The sequence below is a fragment of the Escherichia sp. MOD1-EC6098 genome, from assembly GCF_002965865.1.
GTDB classification, from domain to species: Bacteria; Pseudomonadota; Gammaproteobacteria; order Enterobacterales; family Enterobacteriaceae; genus Escherichia; species Escherichia marmotae.
The window spans coordinates 191,114-207,500 of sequence record NZ_PTSN01000002.1 but is presented as its reverse complement, the minus strand read 5'-3'; the positions used below and the strand labels follow the sequence as shown (position 1 = coordinate 207,500).

Genomic DNA, 16,387 nt, shown 5'->3' with positions numbered 1-16,387 from the left:
CTTTACTTCCTTTTATGGTAAGGGGCTGGACGCTACATTGTTAGCCAGATATTCTGCCCGGTATGTTCAAATTTCCTGAATGAGAACGACATGGCCAAAGAAAGGGCATTAACGCTGGAAGCACTGCGTGTTATGGATGCTATTGATCGCCGTGGCAGTTTTGCGGCAGCAGCAGATGAGCTGGGACGCGTGCCTTCTGCACTTAGTTACACCATGCAAAAACTGGAAGAAGAGCTGGATGTGGTGCTGTTTGACCGCTCGGGGCATCGGACAAAATTCACCAATGTCGGGCGTATGTTGCTGGAGCGGGGACGTGTTCTGCTGGAGGCAGCAGATAAACTGACTACTGATGCCGAAGCCCTCGCGCGCGGTTGGGAAACACATCTCACTATTGTGACCGAGGCGCTGGTGCCGACATCGGCCTTTTTCCCGCTAATCGACAAACTGGCGGCGAAAGCCAATACCCAACTGGCAATCATCACCGAGGTGCTGGCGGGGGCGTGGGAGCGACTGGAGCAGGGCCGGGCAGATATTGTTATCGCGCCGGATATGCATTTTCGTTCTTCGTCGGAGATCAACTCGCGCAAGCTCTATACCTTAATGAATGTCTACGTCGCCGCGCCGAATCACCCGATTCATCAGGAGCCGGAGCCGCTTTCGGAGGTTACGCGTGTGAAATATCGTGGGATCGCGGTGGCAGATACCGCCCGTGAGCGTCCGGTATTGACAGTGCAGTTGCTGGACAAACAGCCGCGCTTAACAGTCAGCACCATTGAAGATAAACGGCAGGCGTTACTGGCGGGGCTTGGCGTGGCAACCATGCCGTACCCGATGGTCGAAAAAGATATTGCTGAAGGGCGGTTGCGTGTAGTCAGCCCGGAATCGACCAGCGAAATCGATATTATTATGGCCTGGCGTCGCGACAGTATGGGGGAGGCAAAATCCTGGTGTTTGCGAGAAATCCCTAAATTGTTTACGGCAAAATAATCCATTAAGCACCTTTTGCAAGGTGCTTAATTATTATTCTTGTTCCAGTTTTGGGTCTGGCCCAAACCGGTTTTCACCTGGTGTACCCGCCTGGCAGTTAAACACGATGATAATCAGCCAGCCGATAACCGGGATTAAGAACAGTAGCACCCACCATGCCGAGCGGTCGGTGTCGTGCAGGCGACGGAACTGAACCGCCTACCACGGTAAAAACACCAGAATGCCATAGATGGTCGTCAGAATGCCCTCGCCACCGGCGCGTTGCCAGCCTAACATTTTGTCCAGCAGCCCCAGCACGAACGTAAAGATGATGTTGACCAGAATAAACATCCAGTACTCTTTGCGTCGTGCACGTCCCCGGAAACCGACATAATTTTTCAGTACTTTCAGATACCAGTCCATTTTTGCCTCAATTTTGCTCAATCACTTGTTTTTAAAGCAGCAAATTAAGAATAGACATGAATGAAATGACAGTAAATATTAACTTGATGAATTAATAAGGCATCGTGGAGGGTTCCTTTGTTTAGCTGAAGCGAACATCCCGCCCGTGTGGTTCATCGAGATCCTGCCACGGACCAATCGAAATAATCCCGGTGGGATTGATGGTCTTATGGCTGCGGAAGTAGTGATTACGGATATGATCGAAATTGACAGTTTCGGCAATCCCCGGCATCTGGTAGATATCGCGCAGGAAGCCGTGCAGGTTCAGGTAATCGCTGATGCGGTGCTTATCGCACTTGAAGTGGGTGACATACACCGGATCAAAACGGATCAATGTGGTCCACAGGCGAATATCGGCTTCGGTGAGCTGGTTACCTGTCAGGAAGCGATGCTGCCCTAAGATCTGTTCCAGGCGCGCCAGTGATTCAAATACTTTTACTACTGCTTCGTCATAGGCCTGTTGGCTGGTGGCGAAACCGGCCTTATAGACGCCATTGTTAACGGTGTCGTAAATCCAGTCATTGAGTTCGTCAATTTTCGTTTGCAGTGCAGGCGGGTAGTAATCACCAGCTTTCGCACCCAGCGCATCAAAAGCGGTATTGAACATGCGGATGATTTCCGCTGATTCGTTGCTGACGATGGTGTGATTCTTTTTGTCCCACAGCACGGGAACGGTGACACGACCGCTATAGTGCGGATCGGCATGAAGGTAAAGCTGATACAGAAACTCGTGTTGATAGAGCGTGTCGCCGGTTGCACCTGGAAAACTGTCATCAAAGGTCCAGCCATTTTCCAGCATCAGTGGGTTCACCACGGAAACAGAGATGAACGGTTCCAGACCTTTGAGTTTACGCATAATCAGCGTGCGGTGTGCCCACGGGCAGGCGAGTGAAACATAGAGATGGTAGCGGTTTTTTTCTGCGACAAAACCACCTTTGCCAGTCGGCCCAGGCGCGCCATCGGCAGTGAGCCAGTTACGAAATGCGGAAGCTGAACGTTGAAATTTACCGCCGGTGGATTTTGTGTCGTACCAGGTGTCATGCCAGACACCGTCAATCAGTTGACCCATTTTTTTTCCTCCAATAGCAAAAACGAGGAGCTTCCTCCTCGTTTTTTATCGTTAAGTATAGCCTGTGCTTACCACTTTTTATTCAGCAGGCGGTCGATGCTATATGCGCCCGGACCGGTAATCGCCAGAAGCAGGTATCCACCAGAAATAGTCATATTTTTCATAAACATTAGCGAGTTCATGCCTTCGGCAAAGTTGCTGTGAAATAAAAATGCCGTCAACAGTGTAAAGCCAGCGGTAAACAGTGCGGTGGTACGCGTCAGGAAACCGAACAGGATTGCCAGGCCGCCACCGAACTCAAGCAGGATCACCAGCGGCAGCATAAAGCCCGGGACACCCATCGCTTCCATGTATTGTTGCGTGCCTGCATAACCGGTAATTTTCCCCCAACCTGCGCTAATAAACAGAATTGGCATTAAAATACGCGCTACCAGTACACCAACTTCTTCTAATTTTTTCATCTTACTCTCCACTGCGCCACTCAGGCCGCTGATTGTTTTTTTCTGCAAGAGCGCGGTATTAGCGTCGTTGCTGTCGATGGAGAGAAGCATAAACGTAGTGAATGGTGATTGTTAGCAAGGAAAACTGTCAAAAATTTTCAAAAAATTTGAGGGATAAGGCCGGAATGACTCCGGCCAGAGAGGTAATTAACCGCGAAGCTGCTGCTGATTAATCGTACTTTTAACCAGACGCCAGGCACTCCAGACGCCAAAACCGCGTCTGGCCCAGCGAACCAGCATATTCGGATGGCGAATTGTCCAGATAGCCATCACGCTGCTGCCAACCAGCGCCCAGGAGCGCAAACTCAACAGCATATTCCAGCGACGATCGTAAGCGCCTGTTGCCTCCAGCCAGTCACGACGACTGGCGGAAAGATCCAGCCGTTGTTGCTGGATCTGGCTAAGTAGCTGTGCCTTGCGGCGTTCACGTTCGACTTTACCGCTCACGGGACTCCTCCTCGAGCAGTTGCCGATCGTTCGCCAGTTCATGGCGCGTATGGCGCAACAGGGTCGATTTCCGCGACTTGCGTAATGTCCAGATACCGCCAATCAGCGCTAAAAGGAACAACACCACGGTGGTGGCAATCATTGCATTCAGGCGATATTGCGGATCAATCGCCCAGATAATCAGCACCATCAGGCTCATAAGACCAAATGCAGCAAAAAGCATCGTCAGACCCAGCATCAGTAATAACTGAAAGATATTGGCTTTTTCTTCTTCCAGTTCAACCACCGCCAGCCGCAGACGTGTCTCCACCATTTCAACCATGATAGTGACAATTCGCTGCCCGATGCCCAGAACGCTTTTACCGGGCCCTTGCGCGTGCTGAGTGTCCGCCATAATTAACGACGAGACAGTAGAACGCCCAACACTACACCGACGGCAGCGCCAATGCCTACGCCTGTCCACGGATTTTCACGCACGTATTCATCGGCACGTGCCGCCGCTTCACGGGTCTGTTTGGCAATTGCATCACCGGTTTCACCCAGACGGTAACGGCTCTGTTTCAGTGCCTGCTCCGCTTTGCTGCGAATCTTACTCAACTCTTCTTTCGACTTCTCTCCTGAAGCGCTTAGTACTTCTTCCAGCGTATCAGACAGGGATTTCAACTCAGCACGCAGATGTTCCGTAGTGTGTTCTTTCGACATAGTTTTCTCCAGGTGAGTAAGTAGTGACTATTGTGGATTAGTAGGCGCGCGCTTCCAGCTTTTTCAGCTCTTCCTGCGCTTCTGCCAGTTTCCGTTCGCGTTTGGCAATCTTATCCGCATCGCCTTTTTGTTTGGCCTCGGCTAAATCATGTTTGCGTTCCGCTACCTCATCTCTCTGCTTTGCGATTTTCTTCTGATGATCGGCGCGCAGTTGGCTATCTGAACAATTGGCCCGTACTTCTCTAAGGGCTTTGTTCAGGCCGTTGATACGATTCTGGTTTTGGTGTTTTTCAGCATAGCTGATCTCCTTAAGGATATTTTGCTCCTTTTCCTGACAAAGAGTAGTGGCATAACTACTGACACTAAGAGCAAAAAGAGAAACAGCTAAAGCGATGCGGTATTTCATTCTTGAACCTTCCATTGTGACTCGGACCCATTACAGAGGAACGATTGTCCAGACAACGAAGCGGTAGTGTTAACCACCGCCTCATTAATCATAGACAGTAACAGTGAAATCACCAAAGTGAGTGATATGTTTCGGATAACAGGAAGTTATCCGAAGCGATGAGAGTTATCTCGCAGCCGGGTCAGCCACTGCATAGCCTGACTATTATTGTCCTGCTGTGCAATGATGTAGCCATGAGGCAATGTTCTGTCGAGAACAGCTTTTGCGGCGGCACTCTGGTCGCTGGAATCAAATGTAATCAGTAGAGTGTCATTCTTGGGAGTGATGCTTTTGAAAGGAATGCCGTGAGCGTCAAGGTGATGCCAGATGGAAAAACCGTCTGGCATCGTCGTGCCTTGATGAACGGCACGGATCGCCAGCGTTGAATCTTGCTGACGAACCGCGGACCAGGCCAGCAGCAGCGTGCTGACCAGCAGTAAAGCAGCGCCGGACCAGACTAGCTGACGAAGCGACATGCGAGGTATTTGCATCCCTTACCCCCGATTTCCATATTTCTTTTTCCATAACACAACCAAAGAACCTGCCAGACCAAACACCAGCAGTACCACCGGGAGCAGCATCAGGCATGACATGAGCTGATCCTCATACTTCAAAAATACCGGCGTTTTGCCGAGCATGTATCCTAAGGTTGTCAGGATCAACACCCACAGCAGACCGCTCATCCAGTTGAAGAACTGAAAACGGGCATTATTCAGCCCTGACAACCCGGCAATAGTCGGCAGTAATGTTCTGACAAACGCAATAAAGCGGCCAATCAGCAACGCGGATAAACCGTGTTTGTGAAAAAGATGATGTGCGCGTTGGTGATAGTGCGCGGGTAAATGGGAAAGCCAGTTTTGCACGGTGCGGGTATTGCCCAGCCATCGCCCCTGTATGTAACTGACCCAGCAGCCAAGGCTGGCGGCAACGGTCAGTAACAGAATCGTTTGCGGATACCCCATCGCGCCTTTAGCAATCAATACACCGACCAACACCAGTAAGCTGTCGCCCGGTAAAAAGGCTGCCGGAAGCAAGCCGTTTTCAAGGAACAAAATTACAAACAAGACAAAATACAACATGCCAATCATCGATGGATTGGCCAGCGTTTCAAAATCCTGCGCCCACAGGGCTTGCAGTAATTGGGTCAAAAGTTCCATTCATTATTCCTGGTGAATCGGTTAACGCCACGCCGGTTTTAAATGATGCACTCCCGCCAGGTTATTACTGTTTTTGTATGGATTGCGGGTCGGGACACCAACACGGCCTGAACTATTCCCTGTTAAAACGTGAGATAAGAAAACATTTAATAGCATAAATTCAAATTGAATCTAATTGTAACAAAGGTCAACGTTGTTCGTTATCAAAATTACATGTCCGTGGGGTCTGATTTTGCTGATTGCAGGGGAGGGTGGCGAGAGGATTTACACAGGCTGACACTTTATACTTTTCGCTTACTGATAAAGCGCACAGGCACCTGGCAGCGCCTGTCAGAAGAGAGGGCTATTTATTGCTATTGGCAGCCGTATCCAGATGTACAACCGGGTTTTCAGCAAACAGGTAACGGTCAGCATTGAATTCGAAATCATCACTGGTTTCGTTAAATAACATAATTTTAGTGTTTTCCAGATGCTGCCACATTGCCAGTTTAGCGGCATGGGGATCTTTGCGAATCAGCGCTTTAAGGATTTGATCGTGGTCATCGCACCAGTTATCGACGGTACGAGAATCAATGTGTTCGTGGAGTTTTTTCCAGTACGGGTTATGGCTACGCTGGGTCCACATTTTCTCAACGATGGCTGCCAGCGCCGAGTTCTGCGTTGCCAGGGCTACCTGAATATGAAACTGCAAGTCCCACTCGGAATCGCGGAAGCATTGTTCGCCGCGTGCCTGCTCCTGGATGGCCATCAGTTTCATGATGTCCTGTTTAGTGACCTGGGTAGCGGCAAACTCAGCAATATTGCTTTCGATGAGCTGGCGTGCCTGGAGCAACTCAAACGGACCGTAATTAGCAAATTCCATATTATCGTCAGCCGCTTGCTGATGGCGAGGCTGGTTGGAAACCACATGAATACCTGAGCCTTTACGCACCTCTACATAGCCTTCTACTTCCAGCATGATGATGGCTTCACGAACCACGGTGCGGCTGACGTTTTTTTCATCGGCAATAAAACGTTCGGCGGGTAATTTATCACCCACCAGATAGACGCCCTGCTCGATGCGCTCTTTCAGGTCAGCAGCAAGTTGTTGGTACAAACGGCGTGGTTCAGAGATTTCCATATGCGCTCCAGGCATGATACAGCAGACTATATTTGTTATACCACTTTTGCGAGATTTGCTCTACTCGCAGTGATGAAAAAGCCGCCTGAAAAGGCGGCTTCGAAGGGAAACTAAAACTTATACTTTGCGTTAATGTTGCGGTGCGGGATCGTTATGTGTTTCCTGCGCCACCTCAATCGCTGGTTTGTTCTGCAATACCGTCCAGATAACCAGCGCGCCTAACAGGTCGAACACTGCCAGTACCGCGAACAGCGGGCTGAAGCCGATGGTGTCAGCCAGTGCACCCACAACCAGCGCAAACAGCGTACTTGCCAGCCATGCGGACATCCCGGTCAGACCGTTTGCCGTTGCCACTTCGTTACGACCGAACACGTCAGAAGAGAGCGTAATCAGCGCGCCAGACAGTGCCTGGTGAGCAAAACCACCGATACACAGCAGCATAATCGCTACATACGGGTTGGTGAACAGACCGATCATACCCGGGCCAATCATCAGTACCGCACCCAGCGTTACAACCATCTTACGGGACACGATCAGGTTCACACCAAACCAGCGCTGGAACAGCGGCGGCAGGTAACCACCGAGGATGCAGCCGAGGTCAGCAAACAGCATCGGCATCCAGGCAAACATAGCGATCTCTTTCAGGTTAAAGCCGTAAACTTTAAACATGAACAGCGGGATCCACGCGTTGAAAGTACCCCAGGCGGGTTCCGCCAGGAAGCGCGGCAGTGCGATACCCCAGAACTGACGGTTACGCAGGATCTGACCAACGGACAGTTTTTTAGCCGTGCCAACCTGGTGCTGGGCCTCCTGACCATTAATAATGTAGTCGCGTTCTTCATCGGTCAGATGCTTCTGGTCGCGTGGATGCTTATAGAAAATCAGCCATGCCATCGCCCAGATAAAGCTCAATGCACCAGAGATGATAAATGCCATCTGCCAGCTATGCATTACGATTGCCCATACTACCAGCGGCGGTGCAATCATCGCGCCAATTGAAGAACCAACGTTAAAGTAACCTACTGCGATGGAACGCTCTTTCGCCGGGAACCATTCGGAGCTGGCTTTCAGACCCGCCGGGATCATTGCCGCTTCAGCAGCACCTACTGCACCACGAGCAATCGCCAGGCCGCCCCAGCTACCCGCCAGCGCGGTAGCGCCACAGAACACTGCCCACAACACGGCAAACATCGCGTAACCGATTTTTGTACCCAGAACATCCAGTACATAACCCGCTACCGGTTGCATGATCGTATAAGCAGCAGAATAGGCTGCGATGATGTAGGAATACTGTTGGGTGGAGATGTTTAACTCTTCCATCAGAGTTGGCGCAGCCGCCGCTACAGTGTTACGCGTCAGGTAGCCAAGCACGGTGCCGAGCGTCACCAGTGCGATCATGTACCAACGTAACCCTTTAATTTTACGCATGTAAAACCTCATCGTTTTGTTATATCCGCAGGAATCGCGGCCATCATCCCGCCAGAGGCTGAAGATGTTAGTTACGACCGGGTAACCGAAAAAAAAACCGGCACGCCCCGAACGTTGCCATGAAAGTTTCGTGCTAATTCGGCTTCCGTACCGGTCAACCCGATTCATCTAACAAATGAATGAATCAGCAATTTGCATTCCGTCGACTTATGATTTGCGACGGCAGAAAGATAACTTGTCATACAACTTTAAAAGGTGAGAGCCATCACAAATGTGCGAATATTTGTAGGGACATTACTGGATAATGACGAGGCCAGAAATGGCGCGGCTTGCGGCGGTGTTTACCACTTTGAGAGTAATTTTTTTAACTACGTTTATTGATCTAACTCACGAAAATATCTTCTGGCTCTGGAAATTGGTGTGATAACTTTGTCAGCATCGCACCATAAGCAAGCTAGCTCACTCGTTGAGAGGAAGACGAAAATGACTCCGTTTATGACTGAAGATTTCCTGTTAGATACTGAATTTGCCCGCCGCCTGTATCACGACTACGCAAAAGACCAGCCGATTTTCGATTACCACTGTCATTTGCCGCCGCAGCAGATCGCAGAAGATTATCGCTTTAAGAATTTGTATGACATCTGGTTGAAAGGTGATCACTACAAATGGCGTGCAATGCGTACCAATGGCGTGGCTGAACGCTTGTGTACAGGTGATGCCTCTGACCGTGAGAAGTTTGATGCGTGGGCGGCGACCGTTCCACACACTATCGGCAACCCGTTATACCACTGGACGCATCTGGAACTGCGCCGTCCGTTTGGTATCACCGGTAAACTGCTGTCTCCGTCGACTGCCGATGAGATCTGGAACGAATGTAACGAATTGCTGGCGCAGGATAACTTCTCCGCGCGCGGCATCATGCAGCAGATGAACGTGAAAATGGTTGGCACCACCGACGATCCGATTGATTCTCTGGAACATCACGCAGAGATCGCCAAAGACGGTTCTTTCACCATTAAAGTGCTGCCGAGCTGGCGTCCGGATAAAGCCTTCAACATCGAACAGGCGACTTTTAACGACTATATGGCGAAGCTGGGCGAAGTTTCCGACACCGACATTCGCCGCTTTGCTGATCTGCAAACCGCCCTGACCAAACGTCTGGATCACTTCGCCGCTCACGGTTGTAAAGTGTCTGACCACGCGCTGGATGTGGTGATGTTTGCCGAAGCGAACGAAGCGGAACTGGATAGCATCCTGGCACGCCGTCTGGCTGGTGAAACTCTGAGTGAGCACGAAGTGGCACAGTTTAAAACTGCGGTACTGGTGTTCCTTGGTGCCGAATACGCACGTCGCGGTTGGGTGCAGCAGTACCACATTGGCGCACTGCGTAATAACAACCTGCGTCAGTTCAAACTGCTGGGGCCGGATGTAGGCTTCGACTCCATCAACGACCGTCCGATGGCGGAAGAACTGTCTAAGCTGCTGAGCAAACAGAACGAAGAAAACCTGCTGCCAAAAACCATTCTTTACTGCCTGAACCCGCGCGATAACGAAGTGCTGGGCACCATGATCGGTAACTTCCAGGGCGAAGGTATGCCGGGCAAAATGCAGTTCGGTTCCGGCTGGTGGTTTAACGACCAGAAAGACGGTATGGAACGTCAGATGACCCAACTGGCGCAGCTCGGTCTGCTGAGCCGCTTTGTCGGTATGCTGACTGACAGCCGTAGTTTCCTGTCATACACCCGTCACGAATACTTCCGCCGCATTCTGTGCCAGATGATCGGTCGCTGGGTGGAAGCAGGCGAAGCACCGGCGGACATCAACCTGCTGGGCGAGATGGTGAAAAATATTTGCTTTAACAATGCGCGTGACTACTTCGCCATTGAACTGAACTAAGGTCTGGGGTTGATATGCAATACATCAAGATCCATGCGCTGGATAACGTCGCGGTCGCTTTAGCGGATCTGGCTGAAGGCACAGAAGTCAGTGTCGATAGCCAGACTGTTACGCTGCGTCAGGACGTCGCTCGTGGACATAAATTTGCGTTAACGGATATCGCAAAAGGAGCCAACGTCATTAAATATGGTCTGCCGATTGGTTATGCATTGGCGGATATTGCGGCGGGGGAACACGTTCACGCCCACAATACGCGCACGAATCTGAGCGATCTGGATCAGTATCGCTATCAACCTGATTTTCACGATCTGCCAGCACAAGCGGCAGATCGTGAAGTACAGATCTATCGTCGCGCTAACGGCGATGTCGGGGTGCGTAATGAGTTGTGGATCTTGCCGACCGTTGGCTGTGTCAATGGCATCGCGCGGCAGATCCAGAATCGTTTCCTGAAAGAGACTAACAACGCCGAAGGGACTGATGGTGTGTTCCTCTTCAGCCACACCTACGGCTGCTCGCAGTTGGGCGACGATCACATCAATACTCGTACTATGCTGCAAAACATGGTGCGCCATCCGAATGCGGGCGCAGTACTGGTGATTGGTCTGGGTTGTGAAAACAACCAGGTTGATGCTTTCCGCGAAACGCTGGGGGATATTGATCCTGAACGCGTTCATTTCATGATCTGCCAGCAGCAGGACGATGAAATCGAAGCCGGGATCGAACATCTGCATCAGTTGTATAACGTGATGCGCAACGACAAGCGCGAGCCGGGCAAACTCAGTGAACTGAAGTTTGGTCTGGAGTGCGGCGGTTCCGACGGTCTTTCTGGTATTACCGCTAACCCGATGCTGGGGCGTTTTTCTGACTACGTGATTGCTAATGGCGGTACTACCGTACTGACAGAAGTGCCGGAGATGTTCGGTGCAGAGCAGTTGCTGATGAGTCATTGCCGCGATGAAGCGACGTTTGAAAAACTGGTCACTATGGTTAACGACTTCAAACAGTACTTTATTGCCCATGACCAGCCGATCTACGAAAACCCATCACCGGGGAACAAAGCAGGCGGTATTACCACGCTGGAAGACAAATCACTTGGTTGTACTCAGAAAGCGGGTTCCAGCGAAGTGGTTGATGTGTTGCGTTATGGCGAACGTCTGAAAACGCCGGGACTGAACCTGTTAAGCGCGCCGGGTAACGATGCCGTGGCAACCAGCGCACTGGCGGGCGCAGGCTGCCATATGGTGTTGTTCAGTACTGGTCGCGGTACGCCGTATGGTGGTTTTGTTCCAACAGTGAAAATCGCCACCAACAGCGAACTGGCGGCGAAGAAAAAACACTGGATCGACTTTGACGCGGGTCAGTTGATCCACGGTAAAGCGATGCCGCAGTTGCTGGAAGAGTTTATCGACACCATCGTTGAGTTTGCCAACGGTAAGCAAACTTGCAACGAGCGTAACGACTTCCGCGAACTGGCGATCTTTAAAAGCGGCGTAACGTTATAAGATCGAAATGAGTTGTTAATAAAAAACGGCGTTTCATAATGTGAAGCGCCGTTTGCTTTTCCATACCTGCTAAGGATTTATCATGACCGCGTATTGGCTGGCCCAGGGCGTGGGTGTCATCGCCTTTCTGATTGGTATCACAACATTTTTCAACCGTGACGAACGTCGCTTCAAAAAGCAGCTTTCGGTCTATAGCGCCGTTATCGGCGTGCATTTCTTTCTCCTGGGCACCTATCCTGCCGGTGCCAGTGCCATCCTTAACGCCATCCGTACACTGATTACCCTACGCACGCGCAGCTTATGGGTGATGACAATCTTCATTGTGCTCACTGGCGGAATTGGCCTGGCGAAGTTCCATCATCCTGTTGAATTGCTGCCGGTTATTGGCACGATCGTCAGTACCTGGGCGCTGTTTCGCTGTAAAGGGCTGACTATGCGCTGCGTGATGTGGTTTTCAACGTGTTGCTGGGTGATTCACAACTTTTGGGCCGGGTCGATTGGTGGCACGATGATTGAAGGCAGTTTTCTGTTGATGAATGGCCTGAATATCATTCGTTTCTGGCGGATGCAGAAAAGGGGAATTGATCCGTTTAAAGTAGAGAAAACCCCTTCCGCCGTAGACGAAAGGGGTTAAGCATTAATTACGCAGAGCGCTATTTGCCAGACGCTCATCTTCTGCCTGGCATGCTGCCGCGGTGAACAGCACGTCAGTTGACGAGTTCAGCGCGGTTTCGCAGGAGTCCTGCAATACGCCGATAATAAAGCCGACGGCGACCACCTGCATGGCGATGTCGTTTGGGATACCGAACATATTACAGGCCAGCGGGATCAGCAGCAGAGAACCACCAGCTACGCCTGATGCGCCACAGGCACACAAAGAAGCAACCACGCTCAACAGCAGCGCCGTGGGCAGATCCACCGGAATACCCAGCGTATTGACCGCTGCCAGCGTCAACACCGTAATGGTGATCGCCGCGCCCGCCATATTGATGGTTGCTCCCAGCGGAATAGAAACGGAATAGGTATCACGATCCAGATTCAGCTTTTCGCACAGCGCCATATTCACCGGAATATTCGCCGCAGAGCTACGGGTGAAGAAGGCGTACACGCCGCTTTCACGTAGGCACAGCAGTACCAGCGGGAACGGATTACGACGAATTTTCCACCATACCAGCAGTGGATTAACCACCAGCGCCACCAACAGCATACAGCCAACCAGCACCGCGAGCAGTTGCGCATAACCCCACAACGTGTCGAACCCTGTGGTTGCCAGCGTAGAAGAAACCAGGCCAAAAATACCGATCGGCGCGAAGCGAATCACCAGCTTCACCATAAAGGTGACGGCATTCGACATATCGTTGACCAGGTTTTTGGTGGTCTCGTTACCATGACGCAGGGCAAAACCGAGGCCAATCGCCCACACCAGAATCCCGATGTAATTACCTTTTAGCAGGGCGTCGATAGGGTTGGAAACCATACTCATCAGCAACCCGCGCATGACCTCAATAATGCCTGACGGGGGGGTAATATCCCCCGCACTGCTGGATAAATGCAGAGTAGAAGGGAAGGCGAAGCTGAAGACAACTGCGGCCAGTGCAGCGGAGAAAGTACCCAGCAAATAGAGAAACAGAATAGGGCGGATATTGGTTTTTTGTCCGTGCTGGTGGTTAGCGATGGAAGCCATTACCAGCATCAGCACCAGGATTGGCGCTACAGCTTTCAGCGCGCCGACGAACAGGGTGCCTAACAGGCCGACAGCTTCAGCCGCCGGTTTTGAGATCCATGCCAGGAGAATCCCCAGAACAAGGCCGACCAGGATTTGTTTTACCAGGCTGCCATGAGCCAGACGCCGGAATATCCCCGGTGAACGTTGCGTAGTCATTTTTCGATCCTTTCGTTGTGTTGTCGCACATCCCTGGTGCGTTCTGTCGACGCATCTTTCAGGATGTAACAAAGTATTTGCAAGGTTGAGTATAAGGAAAGTTGTGGGTTCGGGAAGCTAAAAATACTGGATTTTAAAGAGAGGTCATGTTTTGCAACTTAATTGTTACATTTATTTGACATAAACAGAGGGAAGGACTGACTACTAAGGCTGATTAGATAACATATGGGCAAAACTATTTGGAGTATGAGAACGGTTGCGCTCCTTTAATGTGCAATGCCATATAAAGTCACTGGCGCAGGGAGCGCGCAGGGGGCGGCCAATCGCCGCTGCCCCCTGCACCCCGGGCTCTGGCGAACAAAATCGCCGCCGCGCGGTTCCCTCAGCTTATCCCTTGCGGCTACCGGGTACGGGCGCGAGGTAACATCCCTGTAAAACGCGCCCTCGCCGCGCATCCATGCGGTCTTTTTGTAACGAGCTATAAGTCGATTACATAATTAATAGCTCATCTTTGTCTGGAATGAGTTATCTCCAGTAATGGCTTAATATACAGCGAATTACTCTACCCGCTGCTTATCATGCTGATAATTCACCCACGCGTTGATAATAAACGTCGTCACCAGAATGCCAAACACCACGCCCAGCGAGACGGCGATCGGAATATGGTAGAAATCGACAATCAGCATCTTGATACCAATAAACACCAGAATCACCGCCAGGCCATATTTGAGCATCGAGAAACGCTCCGCCACGCCCGCCAGCAAGAAATACATCGCACGCAGGCCGAGTATCGCAAACAGGTTTGAGGTCAGCACAATGAACGGATCGGTGGTGACGGCGAAGATTGCCGGAATGCTATCCACGGCGAAAATCACGTCGCTTAACTCCACCAGAATCAACACCAGCATCAGCGGCGTGGCATACAGCAAGCCATTCTTACGCACAAAGAAGTGCTCGTTGTCGATGGTGTCGGTCATGCGCAAATGACCCCGCAGCCAGCGTACCAGCGGCTTGTCGCCAATCCCTGATTCGTCTTCATGGGCCAATGCCATCTTCACGCCAGTAAACAGCAGGAATGCGCCAAAGATATACAGGATCCAGTCGAACTGCGAAATCAGCCAGCTACCGGTGAAGATCATGATAGTACGCAGGACAATCGCCCCGAGCACGCCATACACCAGCACGCGGCGTTGTAATGCCGCCGGAACAGAGAAATAGCTGAACAACATCAGCCAGACAAAGACGTTATCAACCGCCAGAGATTTCTCAATCAGATAACCAGTGAGGAAGGCCAGCGCCTGCGGGTCCGCGACTTCGCGTCCCTGTGTCTGCGCCAGATACCACCAGAAAGCGGCGTTAAACAGTAACGACAGCGTCACCCAAACCAGTGACCAGGCTGCAGCCTGTTTCATGGTCATAGCGTGCGCACCCCGACGCCCCTGCAACAACAGGTCGATAGCCAGCATAACAGCGACAACGACAGCGAATCCGCCCCATAACAACGGCGTGCCGACAGTATTCATAGAAGTTCCTTACACATAAAAAAACGGCCAACGTCGGAAGACGTCAGCCGCTGCTTTTTATGCATAGACCTCGCCTTCCGGCAAGGTCTCACTTACAACAAAAAAGGAATACGTCTGCGTATTCCTTTCGGGTTGCCCGGTGACCGGATGTGGTTTTTCACACATCGTAATGACGATCGACCGGCAATGAAGTTACTCCCCTTTGCAGGTAACAAAGTATGACAGACCATTCATCCAGTCAATGGTCTGTTACATGCCTTTTACACTGCTTTACGGTAACAATTATTGCTTTACGCTATCTGCCGGAAAAATCACCCCGGTCTGGCGGCGGATCTCGGTCAGCAGTTTGGCGGTGATACGACTGACTGCCAGACCCGGATGATCTACCAGATGCTCATCCACCAGAGTGGCGAACAGCTCTGCTTCGTAGAGCATGGTATTAATATGCTGCGGCAAGGTGAGATCCTGCATCTGGCTGCCACGCGGTACAAAACAGACTTTCTGGCACTCGGAAAGTTTTTCAATTACCAGTGATCCCGCTTCGCCCTGAATCTCGCTTGCCAGTACAGAATCGCTGACTTTGGAGTGCTGCAACGTAACGCTGAAATCACCGTAATCCATCACCACCACGCCGTGGGCATCCACGCCGCTTGCCAGCAAACTGGCGGTTGCCTGCACGCTTTTCGGCTCACCAAATAACGCCACTGCCGACGCCAGGCAGTAAAAGCCGATATCCATGATCGAGCCGTTAGAGAACGCCGGATTAAAGGTATTGGGATTCTCGCCGTCGAGATAACGTTGATAACGCGAAGAGTACTGGCAGTAGTTAAAAAAGACTTTACGCAATTTGCCGACTTTCGGCAGCGCCTGGCGTAACAAATGAAAGTTAGGCAGGCTGGCCGTTTTAAATGCTTCAAACAGCACCACCTGATTTTCCCGCGCGCAGGCAATGGCGGCATCCACTTCCGCCAGATTCGACGCCAGCGGTTTCTCGCAAATTACATGCATTTTGTGACTGAGGAAAAGCTGCGTCTGGGAAAAATGCAGGGCATTCGGGCTGGCAATATACACCGCGTCAATGGCATCGCTTTCCGCCATCGCTTCCAGCGAAGTGAACAGATGCTCGACAGAAAAATCATTGGCGAAGTGCTGGGCCTGTTCAAGGCTGCGGGAATAGACGGCGGTTAACTTGTATTTGCCGCTCTCATGGGCGGCCTCGACGAACTGGCGGGTGATCCAGTTCGTGCCAATCACGGCGAAACGTATCATAACGCGTGGTTACTCCATA

General features: G+C 51.3%; 18 protein-coding genes and 1 pseudogene. 4 read left to right on the top strand and 15 right to left on the bottom strand.

Annotated elements, in window-relative coordinates; genetic code table 11:
- The first annotated feature begins 90 nt into the window (after positions 1 to 90).
- Complete coding sequence (gene yhaJ, locus C0K55_RS03775) at positions 91 to 987, top strand: DNA-binding transcriptional regulator YhaJ (RefSeq protein WP_001041020.1); 897 nt, start codon at positions 91 to 93, stop codon at positions 985 to 987.
- Positions 988 to 1,020: 33 nt separating this feature from the next.
- Here the strand turns inward: yhaJ and C0K55_RS03770 are convergent.
- The 12 genes and pseudogenes from C0K55_RS03770 to exuT form a co-directional block, all read right to left on the bottom strand.
- Positions 1,021 to 1,389: pseudogene (locus C0K55_RS03770) on the bottom strand (DUF805 domain-containing protein).
- Positions 1,390 to 1,510: 121 nt separating this feature from the next.
- A complete protein-coding gene (gene yqjG, locus C0K55_RS03765; protein WP_105266156.1) occupies positions 1,511 to 2,497 on the bottom strand; it encodes a glutathionyl-hydroquinone reductase YqjG in 987 nt (328 codons plus the stop codon).
- Positions 2,498 to 2,565: 68 nt separating this feature from the next.
- Positions 2,566 to 2,958, bottom strand: coding sequence for a DoxX family protein (locus C0K55_RS03760; RefSeq protein WP_105266155.1), 393 nt, complete (start codon positions 2,956 to 2,958; stop codon positions 2,566 to 2,568).
- A gap of 186 nt (positions 2,959 to 3,144) precedes the next feature.
- Positions 3,145 to 3,444, bottom strand: a complete 300-nt coding sequence (locus tag C0K55_RS03755) for a YqjK-like family protein (protein WP_000015590.1) — start codon at positions 3,442 to 3,444, stop codon at positions 3,145 to 3,147.
- Positions 3,434 to 3,838, bottom strand: a complete 405-nt coding sequence (locus C0K55_RS03750; protein WP_001517136.1) for a phage holin family protein — start codon at positions 3,836 to 3,838, stop codon at positions 3,434 to 3,436. The genes C0K55_RS03755 and C0K55_RS03750 overlap by 11 nt, the downstream gene beginning before the upstream one ends.
- A gap of 2 nt (positions 3,839 to 3,840) precedes the next feature.
- On the bottom strand, positions 3,841 to 4,146 hold the full coding sequence (locus C0K55_RS03745) for a DUF883 family protein (RefSeq protein WP_000031410.1): 306 nt from the start codon (positions 4,144 to 4,146) through the stop codon (positions 3,841 to 3,843).
- Between the two features lie 37 nt (positions 4,147 to 4,183).
- The gene (gene yqjC, locus C0K55_RS03740; RefSeq protein ID WP_010379140.1) at positions 4,184 to 4,552 is read right to left on the bottom strand and encodes a DUF1090 family protein YqjC; all 369 of its coding nucleotides are present in this window, start codon (positions 4,550 to 4,552) and stop codon (positions 4,184 to 4,186) included.
- Positions 4,553 to 4,698: 146 nt separating this feature from the next.
- Positions 4,699 to 5,082 (bottom strand): EnvZ/OmpR regulon moderator MzrA, encoded by a 384-nt coding sequence (gene mzrA / locus C0K55_RS03735; RefSeq protein ID WP_105266154.1) that lies wholly within the window; start codon positions 5,080 to 5,082, stop codon positions 4,699 to 4,701.
- Positions 5,083 to 5,085: 3 nt separating this feature from the next.
- A complete protein-coding gene (gene yqjA, locus C0K55_RS03730; RefSeq protein WP_000422149.1) occupies positions 5,086 to 5,748 on the bottom strand; it encodes a DedA family general envelope maintenance protein YqjA in 663 nt (220 codons plus the stop codon).
- A 21-nt stretch (positions 5,749 to 5,769) separates the two neighbouring features.
- A complete protein-coding gene (locus C0K55_RS27095; protein ID WP_420842026.1) occupies positions 5,770 to 5,904 on the bottom strand; it encodes a hypothetical protein in 135 nt (44 codons plus the stop codon).
- Positions 5,905 to 6,091: 187 nt separating this feature from the next.
- Complete coding sequence (gene exuR, locus C0K55_RS03725) at positions 6,092 to 6,868, bottom strand: transcriptional regulator ExuR (RefSeq protein ID WP_000406032.1); 777 nt, start codon at positions 6,866 to 6,868, stop codon at positions 6,092 to 6,094.
- 129 nt (positions 6,869 to 6,997) lie between these two features.
- The gene (exuT, locus tag C0K55_RS03720) at positions 6,998 to 8,296 is read right to left on the bottom strand and encodes a hexuronate transporter ExuT (RefSeq protein ID WP_001517135.1); all 1,299 of its coding nucleotides are present in this window, start codon (positions 8,294 to 8,296) and stop codon (positions 6,998 to 7,000) included.
- A 483-nt stretch (positions 8,297 to 8,779) separates the two neighbouring features.
- On the opposite strand from exuT, the gene uxaC reads away from it, so the two are divergent.
- The 3 genes from uxaC to C0K55_RS03705 all read left to right on the top strand — a co-directional run bounded on the left by uxaC (position 8,780) and on the right by C0K55_RS03705 (position 12,328).
- Positions 8,780 to 10,192, top strand: coding sequence for a glucuronate isomerase (uxaC, locus tag C0K55_RS03715; protein WP_000187442.1), 1,413 nt, complete (start codon positions 8,780 to 8,782; stop codon positions 10,190 to 10,192).
- A gap of 14 nt (positions 10,193 to 10,206) precedes the next feature.
- Entirely contained in the window at positions 10,207 to 11,694 is a 1,488-nt protein-coding gene (gene uxaA, locus C0K55_RS03710) for an altronate dehydratase (protein ID WP_001199399.1), read from the top strand.
- Positions 11,695 to 11,776: 82 nt separating this feature from the next.
- Positions 11,777 to 12,328 (top strand): YgjV family protein, encoded by a 552-nt coding sequence (locus tag C0K55_RS03705; protein WP_001517134.1) that lies wholly within the window; start codon positions 11,777 to 11,779, stop codon positions 12,326 to 12,328.
- Between the two features lie 3 nt (positions 12,329 to 12,331).
- On the opposite strand, the gene sstT is transcribed toward C0K55_RS03705, so the two are convergent.
- The 3 genes from sstT to C0K55_RS03690 form a co-directional block, all read right to left on the bottom strand.
- Positions 12,332 to 13,576, bottom strand: a complete 1,245-nt coding sequence (sstT, locus tag C0K55_RS03700) for a serine/threonine transporter SstT (RefSeq protein WP_000211634.1) — start codon at positions 13,574 to 13,576, stop codon at positions 12,332 to 12,334.
- Positions 13,577 to 14,133: 557 nt separating this feature from the next.
- Entirely contained in the window at positions 14,134 to 15,099 is a 966-nt protein-coding gene (gene alx, locus C0K55_RS03695) for a TerC family membrane protein Alx (protein ID WP_001098824.1), read from the bottom strand.
- A gap of 282 nt (positions 15,100 to 15,381) precedes the next feature.
- Positions 15,382 to 16,368: a Gfo/Idh/MocA family protein gene (locus C0K55_RS03690; RefSeq protein ID WP_001517133.1), complete on the bottom strand. Its 987-nt coding sequence runs from the start codon at positions 16,366 to 16,368 to the stop codon at positions 15,382 to 15,384.
- Between the last annotated feature and the right edge of the window lie 19 nt (positions 16,369 to 16,387).

Bases quoted from the DNA above. Each gene is read 5' to 3' on its own strand.
- yhaJ (WP_001041020.1), top strand. From the start codon at position 91: ATGGCCAAAGAAAGGGCATTAACGCTGGAAGCACTGCGTGTTATGGAT.
- yqjG (WP_105266156.1), bottom strand. From the start codon at position 2,497: ATGGGTCAACTGATTGACGGTGTCTGGCATGACACCTGGTACGACACA.
- C0K55_RS03760 (WP_105266155.1), bottom strand. From the start codon at position 2,958: ATGAAAAAATTAGAAGAAGTTGGTGTACTGGTAGCGCGTATTTTAATG.
- C0K55_RS03750 (WP_001517136.1), bottom strand. From the start codon at position 3,838: ATGGCGGACACTCAGCACGCGCAAGGGCCCGGTAAAAGCGTTCTGGGC.
- C0K55_RS03745 (WP_000031410.1), bottom strand. From the start codon at position 4,146: ATGTCGAAAGAACACACTACGGAACATCTGCGTGCTGAGTTGAAATCC.
- yqjC (WP_010379140.1), bottom strand. From the start codon at position 4,552: ATGAAATACCGCATCGCTTTAGCTGTTTCTCTTTTTGCTCTTAGTGTC.
- mzrA (WP_105266154.1), bottom strand. From the start codon at position 5,082: ATGCAAATACCTCGCATGTCGCTTCGTCAGCTAGTCTGGTCCGGCGCT.
- yqjA (WP_000422149.1), bottom strand. From the start codon at position 5,748: ATGGAACTTTTGACCCAATTACTGCAAGCCCTGTGGGCGCAGGATTTT.
- C0K55_RS27095 (WP_420842026.1), bottom strand. From the start codon at position 5,904: ATGCTATTAAATGTTTTCTTATCTCACGTTTTAACAGGGAATAGTTCA.
- exuR (WP_000406032.1), bottom strand. From the start codon at position 6,868: ATGGAAATCTCTGAACCACGCCGTTTGTACCAACAACTTGCTGCTGAC.
- exuT (WP_001517135.1), bottom strand. From the start codon at position 8,296: ATGCGTAAAATTAAAGGGTTACGTTGGTACATGATCGCACTGGTGACG.
- uxaC (WP_000187442.1), top strand. From the start codon at position 8,780: ATGACTCCGTTTATGACTGAAGATTTCCTGTTAGATACTGAATTTGCC.
- uxaA (WP_001199399.1), top strand. From the start codon at position 10,207: ATGCAATACATCAAGATCCATGCGCTGGATAACGTCGCGGTCGCTTTA.
- C0K55_RS03705 (WP_001517134.1), top strand. From the start codon at position 11,777: ATGACCGCGTATTGGCTGGCCCAGGGCGTGGGTGTCATCGCCTTTCTG.
- sstT (WP_000211634.1), bottom strand. From the start codon at position 13,576: ATGACTACGCAACGTTCACCGGGGATATTCCGGCGTCTGGCTCATGGC.
- alx (WP_001098824.1), bottom strand. From the start codon at position 15,099: ATGAATACTGTCGGCACGCCGTTGTTATGGGGCGGATTCGCTGTCGTT.
- C0K55_RS03690 (WP_001517133.1), bottom strand. From the start codon at position 16,368: ATGATACGTTTCGCCGTGATTGGCACGAACTGGATCACCCGCCAGTTC.